The sequence below is a fragment of the Saccharospirillum sp. genome, assembly GCF_040881935.1.
Classification (GTDB): Bacteria; Pseudomonadota; Gammaproteobacteria; order Pseudomonadales; family Natronospirillaceae; genus Saccharospirillum.
The window spans coordinates 19,274-37,137 of the sequence record NZ_JBBECH010000089.1 but is presented as its reverse complement, the minus strand read 5'-3'; the positions used below and the strand labels follow the sequence as shown (position 1 = coordinate 37,137).

Annotated in this window: 18 protein-coding genes; 4 read left to right on the top strand and 14 right to left on the bottom strand. The window is 56.2% G+C overall.

From position 1 onward, the window contains the following. Positions 1-25: 25 nt before the first annotated feature. From hisS to iscR, 14 genes are all read right to left on the bottom strand, one after another. Positions 26-1,339, bottom strand: a complete 1,314-nt coding sequence (gene hisS, locus WEB54_RS16650) for a histidine--tRNA ligase (RefSeq protein WP_368055438.1) — start codon at positions 1,337-1,339, stop codon at positions 26-28. A gap of 83 nt (positions 1,340-1,422) precedes the next feature. Continuing rightward, the gene (gene ispG, locus WEB54_RS16645; RefSeq protein WP_368055436.1) at positions 1,423-2,544 is read right to left on the bottom strand and encodes a flavodoxin-dependent (E)-4-hydroxy-3-methylbut-2-enyl-diphosphate synthase; all 1,122 of its coding nucleotides are present in this window, start codon (positions 2,542-2,544) and stop codon (positions 1,423-1,425) included. Next, positions 2,541-3,329 carry a tetratricopeptide repeat protein gene (locus WEB54_RS16640; RefSeq protein WP_368055434.1) on the bottom strand — a complete coding sequence of 263 codons (789 nt, stop codon included), beginning with the start codon at positions 3,327-3,329 and terminating at the stop codon, positions 2,541-2,543. Before WEB54_RS16640 ends, ispG begins: the two co-directional genes overlap by 4 nt. Next, positions 3,326-4,489: a 23S rRNA (adenine(2503)-C(2))-methyltransferase RlmN gene (gene rlmN, locus WEB54_RS16635; RefSeq protein ID WP_368055432.1), complete on the bottom strand. Its 1,164-nt coding sequence runs from the start codon at positions 4,487-4,489 to the stop codon at positions 3,326-3,328. Before rlmN ends, WEB54_RS16640 begins: the two co-directional genes overlap by 4 nt. A 112-nt stretch (positions 4,490-4,601) precedes the next feature. Next, positions 4,602-5,030, bottom strand: coding sequence for a nucleoside-diphosphate kinase (ndk, locus tag WEB54_RS16630; protein ID WP_368056751.1), 429 nt, complete (start codon positions 5,028-5,030; stop codon positions 4,602-4,604). Positions 5,031-5,207: 177 nt separating this feature from the next. Beyond that, positions 5,208-5,627 carry a SufE family protein gene (locus tag WEB54_RS16625; protein WP_368056750.1) on the bottom strand — a complete coding sequence of 140 codons (420 nt, stop codon included), beginning with the start codon at positions 5,625-5,627 and terminating at the stop codon, positions 5,208-5,210. A 214-nt stretch (positions 5,628-5,841) separates the two neighbouring features. Continuing rightward, the gene (gene sufT / locus WEB54_RS16620; protein ID WP_368056749.1) at positions 5,842-6,369 is read right to left on the bottom strand and encodes a putative Fe-S cluster assembly protein SufT; all 528 of its coding nucleotides are present in this window, start codon (positions 6,367-6,369) and stop codon (positions 5,842-5,844) included. Then, complete coding sequence (locus WEB54_RS16615) at positions 6,369-6,767, bottom strand: HesB/IscA family protein (protein ID WP_368056748.1); 399 nt, start codon at positions 6,765-6,767, stop codon at positions 6,369-6,371. The genes sufT and WEB54_RS16615 overlap by 1 nt, the downstream gene beginning before the upstream one ends. 90 nt (positions 6,768-6,857) lie before the next feature. Further along, positions 6,858-8,078 carry an aminotransferase class V-fold PLP-dependent enzyme gene (locus WEB54_RS16610; protein ID WP_368056747.1) on the bottom strand — a complete coding sequence of 407 codons (1,221 nt, stop codon included), beginning with the start codon at positions 8,076-8,078 and terminating at the stop codon, positions 6,858-6,860. Next, entirely contained in the window at positions 8,075-9,367 is a 1,293-nt protein-coding gene (gene sufD / locus WEB54_RS16605; protein ID WP_368055421.1) for a Fe-S cluster assembly protein SufD, read from the bottom strand. The genes WEB54_RS16610 and sufD overlap by 4 nt, the downstream gene beginning before the upstream one ends. Further along, a complete protein-coding gene (gene sufC, locus WEB54_RS16600; RefSeq protein WP_368056746.1) occupies positions 9,368-10,117 on the bottom strand; it encodes a Fe-S cluster assembly ATPase SufC in 750 nt (249 codons plus the stop codon). A gap of 74 nt (positions 10,118-10,191) precedes the next feature. Continuing rightward, positions 10,192-11,628 (bottom strand): Fe-S cluster assembly protein SufB, encoded by a 1,437-nt coding sequence (sufB, locus tag WEB54_RS16595; protein WP_368056745.1) that lies wholly within the window; start codon positions 11,626-11,628, stop codon positions 10,192-10,194. A gap of 18 nt (positions 11,629-11,646) precedes the next feature. Further along, positions 11,647-12,819: an IscS subfamily cysteine desulfurase gene (locus tag WEB54_RS16590; RefSeq protein WP_368055415.1), complete on the bottom strand. Its 1,173-nt coding sequence runs from the start codon at positions 12,817-12,819 to the stop codon at positions 11,647-11,649. Continuing rightward, on the bottom strand, positions 12,816-13,310 hold the full coding sequence (gene iscR / locus WEB54_RS16585) for a Fe-S cluster assembly transcriptional regulator IscR (protein WP_368055414.1): 495 nt from the start codon (positions 13,308-13,310) through the stop codon (positions 12,816-12,818). Before iscR ends, WEB54_RS16590 begins: the two co-directional genes overlap by 4 nt. A 360-nt stretch (positions 13,311-13,670) precedes the next feature. Here iscR and WEB54_RS16580 point away from each other — a divergent pair, with 360 nt between their 5' ends. The 4 genes from WEB54_RS16580 to WEB54_RS16565 all read left to right on the top strand — a co-directional run bounded on the left by WEB54_RS16580 (position 13,671) and on the right by WEB54_RS16565 (position 17,850). Further along, entirely contained in the window at positions 13,671-14,471 is an 801-nt protein-coding gene (locus WEB54_RS16580) for an ABC transporter ATP-binding protein (protein ID WP_368055413.1), read from the top strand. Further along, positions 14,471-15,475, top strand: coding sequence for a branched-chain amino acid ABC transporter permease (locus tag WEB54_RS16575; RefSeq protein ID WP_368055411.1), 1,005 nt, complete (start codon positions 14,471-14,473; stop codon positions 15,473-15,475). The genes WEB54_RS16580 and WEB54_RS16575 overlap by 1 nt, the downstream gene beginning before the upstream one ends. Positions 15,476-15,530: 55 nt before the next feature. Further along, positions 15,531-16,583, top strand: a complete 1,053-nt coding sequence (locus WEB54_RS16570) for a branched-chain amino acid ABC transporter permease (RefSeq protein ID WP_368056591.1) — start codon at positions 15,531-15,533, stop codon at positions 16,581-16,583. 70 nt (positions 16,584-16,653) lie between these two features. Beyond that, a complete protein-coding gene (locus tag WEB54_RS16565) occupies positions 16,654-17,850 on the top strand; it encodes an ABC transporter substrate-binding protein (protein WP_368056593.1) in 1,197 nt (398 codons plus the stop codon). Positions 17,851-17,864 lie beyond the last annotated feature (14 nt).

The window sequence follows — 17,864 nt, the reverse complement described above, 5'->3', positions numbered from 1 at the left end:
CTCCGGTTCGACCGGAGCGTCTGTTTTATGGTTGTTGGTGCGTGACCACGTGTTGCGACTGGCTACCATACTGATTCGCCAACCAGTCCGCCAGTGCTGCCTGCGCCAGGGTTTGCTGTGGCGCATCGTCGCGTAACGACTTAATGGTAACCTGGCTGCTGGCCACTTCGTCTTCGCCCAGAATCAGCGCCCAGCGAGCGCCGGACTTGTCGGCCTTTTTCATCTGGCTTTTAAAACTGCCACCGCCACAATGTGAAACCAGTCGCAACCCACTGACCTCAGTTCGCAGCGTTTCAGCCAGAGCCAGGCCCTGGGTTTCTGCCAGGTCACCGGCCATGATCAGATAGGCATCGACGGTATCAAACACACTGGCGGGTATCTTATTAAGCGTCTCCAGCATCAGCAACAATCGCTCGACACCCAGGGCAAAGCCAGCCGCAGGTGTTGGTTTGCCACCCAGTATCGGCACCAGGCCATCGTATCGGCCACCGCCACAAACGGTACCCTGTGCACCCAGGCTGTCGGTAATCCACTCAAAGACGGTCTGGGAATAGTAATCGAGCCCCCGCACCAGCCGCGGGTTTACCACGTAGCTGACACCGGCGCTGTCGAGCCGGGCACACAGGCTCTGAAAGTGCAGGCGCGACTCATCGTCCAGATAGGCTTCAAACTGGGGGGCCTCGTCCAGCAGTGTCTGGGTGCTTTCGGACTTGCTGTCCAGAATGCGCAGCGGGTTGCTGTACAAGCGGTTTTGGCTGTCTTCATCGAGCTGGTCTTTCACCGTTTCCAGATAATCGACCAGCGCTTTGCGATAGCGCCCGCGTGCTTCGGCGCTGCCCAGCGTATTCAGATTCAGGGTCACATAGTCGCTGAGACCCAGATTTTTAAGCAGCCGCGCGCTCACCAGAATCAGTTCGGCATCGATGTCCGGCGTGGCGATGCCAAACACTTCCGCGCCAATTTGGTGAAACTGGCGATAACGGCCTTTCTGCGGGCGCTCGTAGCGAAACATGGCCCCGCTGTACCACAGGCGCTGTATCTGATTGTGCAACAAGCCATGCTGCAACGCGGCGCGTACACAACCGGCGGTGCCTTCCGGGCGCAGCGTCAGGCTATCGCCGCCGCGGTCTTCAAAGGTGTACATTTCCTTTTCGACAATGTCGGTATGCTCGCCCACGCCGCGCTTGAACAGCGCAGTCGGCTCAACCACAGGCATGCGAATTTCACGATACCCATACTGGCCCAACACGGATTTGATCTGACCTTCGAGGTACTGCCATACCGGACTTGCGTCTGGCAGGATATCGTTCATGCCACGGATGGCTTGTAATGTGGACAACCGTTCTCTCCCTTGTTTAATTCTGTTGGCCAAAGGCCCGTCATCGCAAGTGGGGCTTCTATTAAATGGCCTGCCGACTCATGTTACTGGCTTCTGGCGATAACCAGTGCTTCTTCGGCTTCTTTTTCGGCAATTTTACGACGGATCAACTGTTCGTAGTGGTCCACCAGAGTGTCGTTCTGCACTTTGTGGTCGGGCTTGCCATCCACATAAATCAGGTTGGACGGGCTGCCACCAGTCAGACCGAGGTCGGCTTCTTTAGCTTCGCCCGGGCCATTGACCACACAGCCAATCACCGCAACGTCGAGTGGCGTCAGCACATCTTCAAGACGCGATTCGAGCGCGTTCATGGTGCCGATCACATCAAAATTCTGTCTTGAACAGCTGGGGCAGGCAATAAAATTGATGCCCTTGTTGCGCAACCGCAGACTCTTCAGAATATCGAACCCGACTTTGATTTCTTCAACCGGATCGGCCGCCAGTGACACTCGCAGGGTATCGCCAATGCCGTCCATCAGCAGCATGCCCAGACCCACCGATGATTTAACCGTACCGGAACGCAGACCACCGGCTTCAGTAATCCCCAGGTGCAGCGGCTGCTCGATCTGGCTGGCAATCTGCCGGTAAGCGGCCACGGTCATAAACACATCGGAGGCCTTCAGGCTGAGCTTGAAGTTCTGAAAATCAAGCCGGTCCAGAATATCAATGTGGCGCATGGCCGATTCGACCAGCGCTTCCGGTGTTGGTTCGCCGTATTTTTTTTGCAGGTCTTTTTCCAGAGACCCGGCGTTCACGCCAATGCGAATCGGAATGTTACGATCCCGGGCGGCCTCAACCACGGCGCGAACACGATCTTCACGGCCAATGTTGCCAGGGTTGATGCGCAGGCAATCCACACCTAGCTCGGCGACCCGCAGGGCTATTTTGTAGTCGAAATGAATATCGGCGATCAGCGGAATAGTGACGCGTTTGCGAATCGCACCAAAGGCTTCTGCGGCATCCATGCTGGGCACAGACACCCGAACCAGGTCGGCACCAGCATTTTGCAGACTTTCGATCTGGCCAACGGTAGCATCCACATCGCAGGTTTCAGTATTGGTCATACTCTGCACAGCGATGGGCGCATCCCCACCGATCGGAACATCACCGACCCATATCTTGCGCGAAACCCGACGCTTGATCGGGCTGATGTGTTGCTTGTTCATGAAATACCCTGTTCTATCTTCCAGTTCTGAAATTCACGAAATTCAGGACTGCTGGCAAAGCGGTTGCGCAGCTGGAGTGTAAGCGAAGAATACAGGTCGTCATGGTTCATCGCATGCGCAATCCGGATGCCCAGCCACAGTGTAAAGGGGCTTTGGTCCGCGCGATTGGCCCGTACCAGCGAGACATACCCCTGGTAGGCACGCAATGCCTCCTGCATGCGCTCCTGCTGGGATTGCAGGTCGGCAAGACCGACATAACTTTTCTCCAGCAACCGATCAAGCACGATGGCACGTTCGTAGGCGGCAATGGCTTCGTCGATCCGGCCGGCACGGCGTGAGCTGAGTGCCAGATATTCGAAACTCAGGGCACGACGCTGGTAGAAAGTATCCTCGGTGACTTCTTCAAACTCATCTCGCGAATCGTCATACCGGCCCTGGTTGTAAAGGAATACCGCGTATTGAAACCGTGCTTCGGTGCCGCCGTCGTAACGGATGGCACGCCGGAAATGGTGATCGGCGAGTTCTATTTCGCGCTCGACTTCATACACCCGGGCCAGCCCCATATGGGCACCGGGTGCCTGATCGTCAATATCCAGTGCCTGATCCAGCGACCGCTTGGCCTCGAACAGATTGTTGTTCTCGAAATGCGCATAGCCGATCTGAATGTAGGTTTCGACGGCCTTGTCGAGATCCCGTTTACCCGGGAACGGGCTTTCGGTGGTGGTTACGCAGGCGGTTAGCAGCAGCGAGCAGGCGACTACAGCTATGGCACGGGTAACATTCATAGTGCGTTCCTCTGAAACCGGGCACCAGCCAGATCTGCGGCTGTTTGCCCCAACTGAACCGCTTCAATAAACCGGTCTGAACGCCGGGTCTTGTCGGTTACTTCGCCGACCAATTGACCGCAGGCGGCGTCGATGTCGTCGCCACGGGTCTTGCGAATGGTTACGTTGTAGCCCGCAGCCGACAGAATATCCCGGAATTTGTGCATTCGGTTGTTGCTGGGTCGCTCATAGCCCGAATTTGGAAAGGGGTTGAACGGAATCAGGTTGATCTTGCACGGCGTATTGCGCAGTACCTCAACCAGTTCATGAGCGTGTTCAGGCTTGTCGTTGACTTCGTTCATCAAGGTATATTCGATGGTGGTCACGCGTTTTTCCGAGAACCGGCTCATGTAGTGATTACAGGCGTCCAGTACCGACTGAATGTTGTACTTGCGGTTCACCGGCACCAACGTATTGCGTAGGGCGTCGTTCGGTGCGTGCAACGACAAAGCCAGGGCCACGTCAGTCACCTTGGCCAATTCATAAATGGCTGGCACCACGCCAGAGGTGCTCAGTGTTACCCGGCGTTTTGACAAACCATAGGCGTTGTCTTCCATCATCAGCCCCATTGCCTCGACCACGCTGTCGAAGTTCAACAATGGCTCGCCCATGCCCATCATCACCACATTGGTGACCCGGCGCTGGCGTTTTTCACCCGGCTGGTCGAAAGAGCGCACGGCAACCCAGACCTGGCCAATGATCTCGGCGGTACTCAAGTCCCGGTTAAACCCCTGCTTGCCAGTTGAGCAGAACGAGCAGTCCAGCGCGCAGCCAATTTGCGACGAGACACAGAGGGTGCCGCGGTCGTCTTCGGGGATAAACACAGTTTCAATAGCGCTGCCACCGGGCATCTTCATCACCCATTTGCGGGTACCGTCTTTGGAATCTTTCTGAAAGGTCACTTGCGGAGCGACAATTTCAGCGCATTCCTGTAGTTTGGCCCGGGTAACTTTGCTGATGTCGGTCATGTCGTCGAAATTGTCGACGCCATGCTGGTGAATCCATTTCATAACCTGAATCGCGCGAAATTTCTTTTCGCCGAGACGGTCGACAAAAAACGCCTCCAGGGCGGGCATGCCCATCCCCAGCAGGTTCACTTTTTGTACCGTTTGTTCAGTCATGAATTCACCTGTGTATTCGATAGGTCGTTCTAAAACAGCAGACCCGGCAAACCCACATGGTCTGCCTGTAGCGGTCTGCCAGGGCAGCCCCAGGCTGCCCTATTTCGATGGATCAGCCGCGCGGGCAGATTTCATCGTTTGAGAAGAAATAGGCAATTTCACGCTCAGCCGAGGCTGGAGCGTCGGAGCCGTGTACCGCATTCGCGTCGATGCTGTCGGCGTAATCGTGACGCAGGGTACCCGCCGCGGCGTCTGCCGGGTTGGTAGCGCCCATAATTTCACGGTTTTTGGCAATGGCATTCTCGCCTTCCAGAACCTGAACCATAACCGGGCCAGAGGTCATAAACTGGACCAAAGCACCGAAAAACGGACGCTCTTTGTGCTCGGCGTAAAAGCCTTCAGCCTGTTCCTGGCTCAGGTGAACCATTTTTGAAGCAACAATGCGCAAGTTAGCGGCTTCAAAACGGCTGTAAATAGCGCCAATCAGGTTTTTGGCAACGGCGTCAGGCTTGACGATGGAAAAAGTGCGTTCAATAGCCATGTTCAGTAAAGCTCCACTGTGTACGAATTGAGTCGGGCGCGGATTATACGTGGCTAGGGCCGCCGTTACCATGGCTCCACGGCGGCTTTTGACAGCCTTGACACCCCAAGATAGGCCAGAGAGATCAGGCCCGGCTAGAGCCGCCCCCAGACCGGGGCGTCCAGCGCAACGCCGGTATCAGTGAGCAGCGATGTCCTTGATCCGGGCAACCATGGCCCTCAATCCATTACCACGCGTCGGGCTGAGATGTTTGACCAGATCCAGCTGTGAAAAATAGGCTTCCGTATCGAAACCCAGAATCTGTTGGCGTGTCTTACCATTGTAGGCAGCTAAAACAATGGCAAGCAAGCCACGAACGATGTGGGCATCGGACTCAGCCTGGAACCGGATCCGCTCGCCGTCGATGTCGTCGACCAGCCAGACCTGGCTCTGACAACCGCGCACAATGTGCTCATCGGTTTTCAGAGCATCGTCCATGGCGGGCAAGTCCTTGCCCAGGTCAATGATATAGCGGTAGCGGTCTTCCCAGGAGTCGAAGAAAGACAGAGTTTCAATGATGTCGTCGCTGGTGACTTCAGTGCCGAATTCGGTGCTCATAACTGACCTGTTTATCTGCTTAAAAAAAGAAAAACTGCATGGCTAGGATGACCTTTGCCTAAGCCCAGGCCACGCCGGTTAGCCTTCGGAGTTCGGGGTCGGCTAAGTGGCACTGGTCCGCGACGGCCACCTGGGGTGCTCCTGTGGGGTCGGTATACCCGGTGCCTGACACGGACTCATGGCACCAATGTATAACCGAACTCCGAAACTTGATTCAGAAGAACATGCCCGTCTCCAACTGGGCTTCTTCTGACATCTTGTCCCGGCTCCAGGGCGGGTCGAACACCAGCTCGACCGACACCGATTCAACACCGGGCACTTTGGCGACCCGGTATTTTACATCGTCGACCAGCACCGGGCCCATGCCGCAGCCGGGGGCCGTCAGCGTCATTTCAATGCTGACGGCGTGTCCGGTAATCGCAACGCTGTAGATCAGCCCGAGCGCGACCACATTCACCGGGATTTCCGGGTCGAAAATGGTTTCCATGGCCGCCCAGACCTGTGCTTCGTCGATTTCACCATCGGCCCGTGGTTCGAATTCCAATTTTTGTGGCTCAAACCCCAGCGCGTCGGCGTCGGTTCCGTCGATGCGGGCCATATTGCCGTTGTGCACCACGGTGTAATTACCACCCAGCGATTGGGTCAGGGTAACAAAGCTGTCCTGCGGGATGGTAATGGGCGTACCGACCGGCACCAGCCGGGCTTCGACATCACGCTGGGTGACCACCATGCGTTTTTCCATCAGTGCGCGGTCTCCGCCAGGTCACCATCAGCCGTTTTACTGTCGACCACAAAGCTTTCACCGCAGCCGCATTCAGCGGTTACGTTCGGGTTACGGAACTTGATCACCCGATTAATTCCGTCTTTGGCGAAATCGATCTCGGTGCCCTGAACGATCGACAGTGCGTCTTTCTGCACGAACAGCGTTACGTCGTCCGCCATGCTCAGCCGAACGTCGGTTTCATCGGGCTGCGTCACCAGATCAACGATGTACATGTAACCGGAACAGCCACTTTCCTTGACCGACAAGCGAATGCCCTGGGCACCGGCGTCGCGGATCTGGCGGCGGCTGTGCTCTACGGCGGCGGCGGTCATGGTCAGCTGGGCTGACTGACGCGGATCAAAGGATTCAACACTCATGGTCGTACTCCTGTCTCACAATTAGGCTGTTGTTCCAGTCGGTCTATTACCGATATGGGGTCAAAAAGCGCGATATGGGGTCAACAGCGCTTACATCAAAAAAGTTTTGGCCTTATCGAGCCCGGCAAACAAGGCATCGACATCGGCGCGCGTGTTATACAGTGCAAAACTGGCACGAACGCTACCGGTTAACCCGAACCGGGTCATGATCGGCATGGCGCAATGGTTACCGGTGCGAACCGCAACACCCTGCTGGTCGAGCAGCGTGCCCAGGTCAGCCGGATGCGCTCCGTCCAAAACAAACCCAAGCACACCGGCGCGATGATCGGCATCGCCGACCAGCGTTAACCCCGGGTAAGCTTTGGCCCGACTGACAGCGTAATTAAGCACGTCGGTTTCATGCGTTGCGACTGCGTCGCGATCCAGACTATTAATAAAGTCGATGGCCGCTCCGGTACCAATGGCACCGGCGACGTTCGGAGTGCCTGGTTCAAACTTGAACGGTAGCGTATTGAACGTTGTGCCTTCAAAGGACACCGTTTCAATCATTTCCCCACCGCCCATAAACGGCGGCATGACATCGAGCAATTCGCGCTTGCCGTACAACACGCCAACACCCATGGGGCCATACATTTTGTGTGCCGAAAAGGCATAAAAATCGCAATCCAGCGCCTGCACGTCGAGCGGCCAGTGGGCGACGGCCTGCGCGCCATCGATCAGCACTTTGGCGCCAATGGCGTGGGCTTTCTCTATAATGTCTTCAACCGGGTTCACCGTGCCCAGCGCATTCGATACGTGCACGATGGACACCAGTTTTACCCGTTCGTCCAGCAAATCGGTGAACGCCGCCATATCCAACTGCCCCCGGTCGTCCACTGGGATCGGCACCAGCTCGGCACCGGTTTGGGCACCCAGAATCTGCCAGGGAACGATGTTGGCGTGATGCTCCATGTTGGAGACCAATACGCGATCGCCCTGCTTCAGGTTGTCGCGCCCCCAACTGAACGCCACCAGATTAATCGACTCGGTAGTGCCCTTGGTCCAGATCACTTCATCGGTACTGCGCGCATTGATAAAGCCGCGCACCGTTTCCCGGGCTTGCTCGAACCTGGCCGTGGCGCGGTCGCTCAATGCGTGGGCGCCGCGATGGACGTTGCTGTTATCGTGCCGGTAATAATCGGCAATGGCCTCAATAACTTCATTCGGCTTTTGCGTGGTGGCGCCGTTATCGAGGTACACCAGTGGCTTGCCGTTAACCTGCTGATCGAGTATCGGAAAACGTGCACGCACTGCTTCTGCATTAAAGCTCATAGCAAATGCCTCGCAAGGTCATCTTCCTTGGCGAACAACGCGGCCAGCATTGGCCGCAACAAACGTTTTACCGGATCATCATCGAGCGTTTCGAGCAGTTCGTTAATAAAGCCAAAGCTCATCATCACCTCTGCTTCCTGCCGGCTAATACCGCGCGACAAGAAGTAGAACATTGAGCTTTTATCGAGCTGGGCAACGGTCGCACCGTGCGCGCACTTTACATCGTCTGCGTAGATTTCCAGTTCGGGCTTGGTATTGATCTCGGCCCGGTGGCTGGTCAGCAAATTTTTATTGCTCAGTTCAGCCAGCGTTTTCTGGGCGTCTTTATGGATGTGAATGCGGCCGTTAAACACCGCCTTCGCATCGTCGCCGATAATGCCGCGAAACACTTCATTGGACGTGCCGTGTGGCACCTCGTGCTCAAGCGTTGTGTGGTAATCAATGTGCTCTTTGCCTTTTGGCAGGTAAACGCCGTTTAATTGCAGATGGGCACCGCTGCCACAATGCCGAACAACGATGTCTTTGCGCTTCAGCACGCCACCCAGCGCCATATGAAAACTGTTCATCTGGCTGTGGGCCCGCAATATAGCCTGCACCGAGCCGAGGTGGCGAACATCGCCGGTTTCCAGCAACAGGTGGTAGTGCGTCAGTTTTGCACTGTCGCCAACCTCTATTTCCGTCACCGGGTTAATAAACACCGGCCCGTCGGACTCGCTGGCAAAAGTCTCCACCAGCGTCATTTGGCTGCGTGCGCCCAGATCCAGCATCAGACGCACCGGTACGACGCGGCCATTGGCATCCGTCGATAGCACCTGATTAATGTGCAGCGGTTTCTCGACGACGGTTTCCGGGGCAACATCAATCCACACCGCTTCCGACAGCAGCGCCTGGTTAAAGGTGGTGAACAACTGGTCACCGGCCAGGGTTTTTGCCAGGCGTTCCTCGAACTGCACCCGTTGATCGGGCGTTGCCTGGGAAAGCAGTCGAACGGTGACTCCTGCTGGCAACGCATCTTGCTCGGTTACTTTACCGTCGACCAGGGTAATAACGGTACGGCCCCAGTCGGCAAAATCCGTTCCGGCTGCGGTACCCGGCTGGTCCAACAGCGACCACTCAGTATCCAGCATGGATTTAAGCGGCGTGTACTTCCAGGCTTCGGTCTTGCGGGTCGGCCAGGGGGTGGCGGCAAATTGCGACCAGGCACTCGCGCGCCAGTCGTTCAGCCAGCCCCAATCGGACTGCGCCTGCAGCCCCTGATGTGCTTGCTCTGCCTGCATCGGGTCGGACACTTAGGCCACCTCCTCGTCGATCCAGGTGTAACCATGCTTCTCCAGTTCCAACGCCAGTTCGCGACCGCCAGACTTCACAATGCGCCCCTTGGCCAGAACGTGCACATAATCCGGCACGATATAATCCAACAGACGCTGATAGTGGGTCACGACGATGATGCCACGATCCGGGCTGCGCATCGCATTCACGCCCCGGGCAACCACTTGCAAGGCATCGATATCGAGACCGGAATCGGTTTCATCCAGAATGCACAGTTTGGGTTCGAGCAGCATCATCTGCAGCAATTCATTGCGCTTTTTCTCGCCACCGGAGAAGCCTTCATTAACGCCGCGCTTCAGAAAATCCTGCGGCAGGTCGACTGCCTTGCACTTTTCCCGCGCCAGCTTAATGAAATCCATGGAACTCAGGGCCTCGTCACCGCGTTCGGCACGAATGGCATCGACGCTGGCTTTAAGAAACTCCATATTGGACACACCGGGGATTTCAACCGGGTACTGAAACGCCAGAAACACACCGGCCCGGGCGCGCTTTTCCGCCTCCAGCTCCAGTAAATTTTTTCCGTCATAGGTTACGGTGCCCGAGGTGACTTCGTAGCCGGGCCGTCCGGCCAACACATTACCCAGGGTGCTTTTGCCAGCCCCGTTCGGGCCCATGATGGCATGCACTTCACCTGGCTTAACCTCCAGGTTCAGACCGTGCAAAATGGCCGTATCCTCTACCCGGGCGTGCAAATCGTTAATGTTCAGCATGATCACATCTCTTTCATTCAAATTCGGTTTTTCAAGGGTGCGTATCAGGCAGGTGTCTACCCTGCCCCGGCAGATTAACCCACCGCACCTTCCAGACTGACTTCGAGCAACTTCCCAGCTTCAACAGCGAATTCCATGGGCAATTCCCGGAACACGTCTTTGCAGAAGCCATTGACGATCATTGAGACCGCTTTTTCGGCATCGATGCCGCGTTGCTGGCACAGGAACAGCTGGTCGTCACTGACTTTCGACGTAGTCGCCTCGTGCTCGATCACCGCCGTCGGGTTTTTCGACTCGATGTAGGGGAAGGTGTGCGCCCCGCACTGATCGCCGATCAACAATGAATCGCACTGGGTGTAGTTGCGCGCACCCTCGGCACCCGGGTTCATCTTCACCAGACCCCGATAGGCGTTGGAGCTGTATTTGGCGCTGATGCCCTTGGCAATAATGGTCGATCGGGTGTTCTTGCCCAGGTGAATCATCTTGGTGCCGGTGTCAGCCTGCTGATAATTGCTGGTCAGCGCGACGGAATAAAACTCACCGATGCTGTCATCCCCTTTCAGGATGCAGGACGGGTACTTCCAGGTGACCGCCGAGCCGGTTTCAACCTGAGTCCAGGAAATCTTCGACCGGGTGTGGGCAATGCCGCGCTTGGTCACGAAATTATAAATACCGCCTTTGCCCTGCGCATCGCCGGGGTACCAGTTTTGCACGGTCGAGTATTTGATGTCGGCGTCGTCCAGTGCAACCAGTTCAACCACAGCCGCGTGCATTTGGTTTTCATCGCGCATCGGTGCGGTGCAGCCTTCCAGGTAACTGACCTGGCTGCCTTCATCGGCGATGATCAGGGTGCGCTCGAACTGGCCGGTTTTTGCTTCGTTGATGCGGAAGTAAGTTGACAACTCCATCGGGCAACGCACGCCTTTGGGAATGTAGACAAAGGAGCCATCGGAGAAAACCGCCGAATTCAGTGCAGCGTAGAAATTATCTTTCTGCGGCACAACCGAACCCAGGTATTTCTTAACCAGTTCAGGATATTCATGCACAGCTTCAGAGATCGGGCAGAAGATTACCCCGGCATCCTTCAGTTTCTGACGGAAGGTTGTGCCCACTGACACACTATCGAACACCATGTCGACAGCGACACCGGCCAGCACTTCCTGTTCGTGTACGGGAATGCCCAGTTTTTCATAGGTACGCAACAACTCAGGATCAACTTCATCCAGCGATTTGGGCCCGTCTTCCATGCTTTTTGGTGTCGAGAAATAAGACAGCGCCTGGAAATCCGGTTTCGGATACACCACGTGAGCCCACTCCGGTTCTTTCATCTCCAGCCAGGCATGGTAAGCCTTCAGACGCCACTCGAGCATCCATTCAGGCTCCTGTTTTTTGGCTGAAATCAGACGAATTACGTCTTCGCTCAGACCCGGCGGAATCGTCAGCGACTCGACATCGGTTATCCAACCGGCCGAGTATTCCGATTTCAGGTACTGGTCTATGTTTTCACTCATGTCATTCCCCTGCGAAGGTCAGGTGGCCACCGCGCTGGCTTGCGTGCGCAAGGCCGTCACGGTGGCCCTAATACGGTGTATGGCTTGGTCCACCTCTTCACGGGTGGTGAAACGGCCCAGGCTAAAGCGCAAGGAACCGTGAGCAGCCTGATCACTCAGGCCCATGGCTTTTAATACGTACGACGGCTCAACACTGGCAGACGTACAGGCGGAACCGGTTGATACCGCCAGATCGCGCAGTGCCATCATCAGCGACTCGCCATCAACACCACCGAAGTGAACGTTCAGATGGCCCGGGGTTCGCGGTGCCTGTCCCCCATTGATGTGAATATCACCGAGGTCAGCGATGCCCTGCCAGAGCTGGTCGCGCAGCGTGGCAATGCGCTGGCTCTCATCGGCCAGATGCTCGGCCACAAGAGAGGCCGCAGTCCCCATACCAACCAATTGGTGGGTCGCCAGAGTGCCAGAGCGCATGCCCCGTTCGTGGCCGCCGCCGTGAATCTGGGGCATCAGTTTCAAGCTGGAACGGCGCCGTACATACAAGGCGCCAACGCCCTTGGGACCATAAAATTTATGCGCCGAGACCGACACCATGGTGGCTTGCCAGTCATCGACATTAACCGGAATTTTACCAACGGCCTGGGCTGCATCGACATGAAACCAGACATCGTTGTCGGCACACAGCTGGCCAATACCGGCGACCGGGTTCAAGACACCGGTCTCGTTGTTGGCGGCCATTATGCTAACCAATCGGGTGTTGGGCTGCAGCGCTTTAGCGACCGTTTCAGCAGAGATAACGCCATCGGCATCGGGCATAACCACAGTCAGGCCATAGCCTTTTTTCTCGAGATAACGTGCCGGATCGAGCACGGCTTTATGCTCTGTCGCGGCAACTATTAAATGACAGTCTTCCGGCTCGAACTGCTCGGCAACGCCTTTAATAGCCAGGTTATTGCTTTCGGTCGCACCGCTAGTCCAGACAATTTCGCGGCTATCAGATCCCAATAAATCGGCAACATCACTGCGGGCGTCTTCCACCGCTTCCTCGGCTTGCCAGCCAAGCAGGTGCGAGCGCGAGGCCGGGTTGCCATAGATGCCATCACGGGTCAGGTGCGCCATCATCCGCTCGGCGACGCGTTCATCGACCGGCGTGGTGGCGGCGTAATCAAAGTACATCGGTTGCAGGCTCATAACTGACTGGCCAATATTGTGGCTTGGTTCGGGGCATCTGAACGCCCGGTTTTCAGGAACTGATTCTGGCGCTGGCTAACGGCTTGAATGTCGCGCCGCCCAACCAGGTCGGCCAGGGAGATGCTGTGCAGAAAATCATGAATCTGCTGGCTCAGGTCTTGCCAGAGGTGATGCGTCAAACAGACCTCGCCCTGCTGGCACCCGGTTTTACCCTGGCACTTGGTTGCATCGAGCGATTCACTGACGGCATCCACCACATCGGCCACGCTGATCAGCTCGCTGGCCCGACCAAGCTGATAACCACCGCCCGGCCCACGCACCGAGGTCACCAGTGTATGGCGGCGCAGCTTGGCAAACAGCTGTTCCAGGTAAGACAACGAAATGCCCTGCCGGTCGGAAATATCCGACAAACTGATCGGGCCTGTCTCCTGGTTCAACGCCAGATCCAGCATCGCCGTTACCGCGTAGCGGCCTTTGGTCGTCAGTCTCATGCGGGTGATCCCCCGAGTGGCCGGATGTGTATAAATGAATGAAGTCGAGACCCTGCCCAGGAGGCAGAGAAGGCTCTATGGGCGCGAATTATAAATACCTGAGTAAAACAGTCAACTATTGCCCACTAATAAAGCCCGTAAGCCCCGGCCACGCACCTTGACACCGAATCACGGATCCAACCTCAGCCGCCTCATTGATGCAAAAAAATAACAAATCGCCACCTTTCGTTTACAAAACACTCAGGGTGGACTAGTTATAAAGCAAGACGAACAACAATAAACGAGTGGTCAGGGCTAACCTGAACCTTCTGGAGTCGCTGCCATGCTATGTCTTACATCCCCCTGCCTGGCCGAGAGGGTATGACTGTGCTTAGTGTTACCCAGGCCAGCCTGGCCTTTGGTGGAATCAAGGCGCTGGACGATGTGTCCTTTACGGCCGAGTCCGGTCAGATCACCGCCATCATTGGTCCCAATGGCGCCGGTAAAACCAGTCTGTTCAACATCATTTCCGGGTTTTATAAGCCACAACAGGGTCGCATCCTGTTCGATGAGCAGGACATTACTCACCTGCGTGCCGACAAGCGTGCTGAACTCGGCATCGCCCGAACCTTTCAGAACATCGCCCTGTTTCGGGGTATGTCGGTGCTGGAAAACATCAAGCTCGGTGGTCATACCCGGCTAAATACCGGCTTCTGGTCGGCGGGCTTCTTCTATGGCGAAGCCCGGCGCGAGGAAGCACGGCTTCGAGCCGAAATTGAACGGGAAGTAATCGACTTTCTGGAGCTGGATCATATTCGCAAAGCACCCGTTGCTGCCCTGCCCTATGGCCTGCAAAAACGGGTCGAACTGGGCCGGGCGCTGGCCATGAAGCCGACAGTGTTGTTGCTCGATGAACCCGTCGCGGGCATGAACCGGGAAGAGACCGAAGACATGGCCCGCTTCATTCTGGATATCCAGGCCCGCTGGGGCACCACCATCCTGCTGGTCGAACACGATATGGGGATGGTAATGGACATCTCCAACCAGGTGGTGGTGCTCAACTTTGGCCGCCAGATTGCGCTGGGCACACCCGATCAAGTTCAGGCCAACCCGGCGGTTATTGAAGCCTACCTGGGCACCAGTGACCGCAGTGAAACCAAAGCTGAAGAGGCGCTCGCCTGATGGGTCAATTCATTCAGTACATGATCAACGGGGTGATCTCCGGCAGCCTTCTGGCGTTGGTTGCATTAGGCATTGTTGCCGTGTTCAAGGCAACCAAGGTAGTTAACTTTGCCCACGGCCATTTAATTTTGTTCGGGGCCTACTTCTATTTCACCTTTTCAGTGGTGCTGCCCGATGCTTCTTTTATGCCCGACTGGGTGAGCAGCTGGGAACCCGCCTGGCTACAAGCTTATGCAGGCAATGCACCGATGTTTTCACCCAGGGCCGCTATTGCCAGCTGGGTCAGTGACCTGCCTCGCATCTTGCTGGGGCTGATTGGCGCCCTGGCAGCCAATGCGGTGCTTGCGCTGATGATCGAGCGATTCGTCATGCGGCCGCTGCTGGGTCAGTCCGCCTTTGCGATGATTTTGTCCACCGTTGGGTTGATCTGGGTGCTGGAAGGCAGTGCCGGGTTAATCTGGACGGCGGAGGCCGAGCAGGTTCCGGCACTAGGGCCCAACTTCCCGATCCGGTTCCAGTTGTTCGATCAGAATTTGTTTATGTTCAGCGGTTCACTGGTCAATTTATTGGTTGCCCTGTTCTTATTCGCCAGCCTAATGCTGGTGCTGCGTTATACCCGCTCTGGCGTCGCTATTCGTGCCACCGCTGAAGACCAGAGCACCGCCTACGCCATGGGTATTAATGTACCCAGAGTGTTTTCTACGGCCTGGCTGGTCGCGTCGACAACCGGTGCGGTGGCGGGGGCCATTCTGGCCAGTCGCAACGGCTTATCACCAGCCATTGGCCTCTTTGGTCTTTCTGTGTTGGCCGTGGTGCTGATGGGTGGGCTGGATTCATTTGCCGGGGTACTGATCGCTTCGATGCTGGTCGGCATTCTCAGCTCGATGGCGCAATGGAAGCTCGGCGGTGGTGTGGCTGAAATCGTGCCTTATGTAGCCGTGCTAGTGGTGATTCTAATCCGGCCCCATGGCTTTATGGGCCAGGAGGAGATAGAGCGAATATGACCGGGATCTCCGATAACAAATACATAAACCAGACTGACCACAGGATGCTGTTGCCATGATCACCGGACACTTCAAGACCGACTACAGTGCCGATGAGGGCATCTGGTCTATCTGGCCAAAACGGTGGGGGCTGGTAGCCGCGTTGATTGCCCTCGCTATTTTTCCGTTTATTGCCAGTAACTATGCCCTGCTGCTGGCTGGCCAGATTGGTATTTTTATTGTTGCCGTCGCAGGCCTGAATGTACTGATTGGCTATACCGGACTGATGTCGCTGGGCCACGGCGCGTTCTTTGCGGTGGGGGCTTACACCACGGTGGCCATTCATCACGAATGGCCATTGACGTTTCCACTGATCACCCTGGTGATTTCAACCGTGGTCACGGCCGCCTTTGGTGTGCTGTTCGGCCTGCCCTCCTTGCGGGTTAAAGGGCTCTATCTGGCGGTGGCTACCCTGTCGGCCAACTTCATCATTCTGTTTCTGATTGAACAGGAATGGCTGGCGGAATGGACCGGCGGCGTGAGCGGCATCGAGACCCCCAACGCCGTTTTCTTTGGTTATGAACTGGTGTCCCAGCAAGCTAAATACTTTTTCATTATGCCGGTGATGGTGCTGATGCTCCTGTTCGCCCAAAACCTGTTTCGCACCCGTTTTGGCCGCGCACTGATTGCGATTCGGGATAAAGACTACTCGGCCGAAATTCTCGGCATTGCCCTGTTCAGTCACAAGCTGAAAAGCTTTGCCATCTCAGCCGCTTATTGCGGCGCGGCGGGCAGCCTGTGGGCTTACTTTTTCCCGGCTATACTGCCGGAAGACTTTGGGCTGAACATGTCGATCACGCTGGTCGTTTGCTTAGTCGCCGGGGGCATGGGCCGTACGCTTGGGCCTATTTTTGGGACTATTCTGATTTTGCTGGTACCGGAAATGCTAAAGATCGTCGCCGCGGCCATTACCGGTGGCGATGCAACCGCCCAGACCTGGGTTAGTCCCACACGCGATATATTGTTCGGTCTGATGATCATCGGCTTTCTGATCTTCGAACCGATGGGCCTGGTCAACATCTGGGACCGTTTCTGGCGCTTTATGTCACGCTGGCCATTTGCAAAATAAATAGATAACGACCTAAAAAAGAGACGAACAAGTACGACGATCAATAAAAACAAAACCAAAGGAGGCTATCATGGCCCTGAATCGAAGAACTCTGTTAAAAACCGGCGCCGCTCTTACCGCGGCCAGCATGGCCCCTGGTATTGTACGGGCTGAAGGTGCGCACTGGCGCGTGGCGGCTTCACTGCCAATGACTGGCCCGTTCGCGACGGCGGGCCAGCTTGTGGCCCCTGCCTTTAGCGAGTTCGAGCAGCAGGTTAACGACAGTGGCGGCATCGGTGGCAAGCCGATTCGGGTTGAAGTGGCTGATTCCGGCTACATTCCGCGCAACGCTCTGGCCAATTTCCAGCGCGCTCAGGCCGCCGGTGATCTGCACTTTTACTACGGCGACTCCACTGGCTTTATGGAACTGGTCGGCCCTACCCTGACCGGTGACAACGCCGTAATGATGGGCTCAACTTCCTTTGCCTCGGCGCTCTCGAACCCAGCCAACCGGCCCTACCAGTTCATGGCCGGCCCAACCTATGAAGATCAGTTTGAAATCCTATTGCGTGACATCGCCGACAAGGGCGGCAAAACCGTCGCCTTTGTTTATTCCGATACCGAATTCGGGCGCGACCCCATCGAGCATGGCCGCCGCGTAGCGAAAGAACTCGGCATTGAGGTGGTGCTGGAAGAAGTTACCCGTGCCGAAGGTGCCGATATTGAAAACCACGTCACCAAGCTGGCTCAGGCTAACCCCGAATACACCCTATTGCAGGGCTATGTGACCGGAGTCTGGCCGCAGTTGATCGGTGGCGCTCGTGCCTTTGGCTTGACCACCCAGTTTATGGGCACCTTCTGGGGCATGGAAAAAATCATTGCCGACCGGGTAACCGAGCAGGCAGGCCCCTTCCTCGATGGCTACCAGGGCGTTATGCCCTACCGCTATTTCTACGACCAGGAAGACGCCCCCTTCTACCGGGAACTCGGTGATTTCAAACGGTCGATCAATCCGGGGTTCTCCGGCTACGTGACCGCCTGGGAACTGGAAGGCCGCTTGTGTCTGGAATTGTGGAAGCTATGCATGGAACGTGTGATCGAAGCCGACAAAGAAGTCACGCCCGATAACCTGATGGCCGAGCTCGGTGCCATTCGCAACTGGGACAGCAGTGGTTTCTTCGGTGAGCCGGTCAACGTTGTGAACAACAAAATAGGCCAGGGCCGGGTGTACCGGTACGACGCCGAAAGCCGCCTGTACAACCCGGTCTCGGACTGGATTCAGGTCTGAATTATAGACCTGGC

Bases quoted from the DNA above. Each gene is read 5' to 3' on its own strand.
- ispG (WP_368055436.1), bottom strand. From the start codon at position 2,544: ATGAACAAGCAACACATCAGCCCGATCAAGCGTCGGGTTTCGCGCAAG.
- WEB54_RS16640 (WP_368055434.1), bottom strand. From the start codon at position 3,329: ATGAATGTTACCCGTGCCATAGCTGTAGTCGCCTGCTCGCTGCTGCTA.
- rlmN (WP_368055432.1), bottom strand. From the start codon at position 4,489: ATGACTGAACAAACGGTACAAAAAGTGAACCTGCTGGGGATGGGCATG.
- ndk (WP_368056751.1), bottom strand. From the start codon at position 5,030: ATGGCTATTGAACGCACTTTTTCCATCGTCAAGCCTGACGCCGTTGCC.
- WEB54_RS16625 (WP_368056750.1), bottom strand. From the start codon at position 5,627: ATGAGCACCGAATTCGGCACTGAAGTCACCAGCGACGACATCATTGAA.
- sufT (WP_368056749.1), bottom strand. From the start codon at position 6,369: ATGGAAAAACGCATGGTGGTCACCCAGCGTGATGTCGAAGCCCGGCTG.
- WEB54_RS16615 (WP_368056748.1), bottom strand. From the start codon at position 6,767: ATGAGTGTTGAATCCTTTGATCCGCGTCAGTCAGCCCAGCTGACCATG.
- WEB54_RS16610 (WP_368056747.1), bottom strand. From the start codon at position 8,078: ATGAGCTTTAATGCAGAAGCAGTGCGTGCACGTTTTCCGATACTCGAT.
- sufC (WP_368056746.1), bottom strand. From the start codon at position 10,117: ATGCTGAACATTAACGATTTGCACGCCCGGGTAGAGGATACGGCCATT.
- sufB (WP_368056745.1), bottom strand. From the start codon at position 11,628: ATGAGTGAAAACATAGACCAGTACCTGAAATCGGAATACTCGGCCGGT.
- WEB54_RS16590 (WP_368055415.1), bottom strand. From the start codon at position 12,819: ATGAGCCTGCAACCGATGTACTTTGATTACGCCGCCACCACGCCGGTC.
- iscR (WP_368055414.1), bottom strand. From the start codon at position 13,310: ATGAGACTGACGACCAAAGGCCGCTACGCGGTAACGGCGATGCTGGAT.
- WEB54_RS16580 (WP_368055413.1), top strand. From the start codon at position 13,671: ATGACTGTGCTTAGTGTTACCCAGGCCAGCCTGGCCTTTGGTGGAATC.
- WEB54_RS16575 (WP_368055411.1), top strand. From the start codon at position 14,471: ATGGGTCAATTCATTCAGTACATGATCAACGGGGTGATCTCCGGCAGC.
- WEB54_RS16570 (WP_368056591.1), top strand. From the start codon at position 15,531: ATGATCACCGGACACTTCAAGACCGACTACAGTGCCGATGAGGGCATC.
- WEB54_RS16565 (WP_368056593.1), top strand. From the start codon at position 16,654: ATGGCCCTGAATCGAAGAACTCTGTTAAAAACCGGCGCCGCTCTTACC.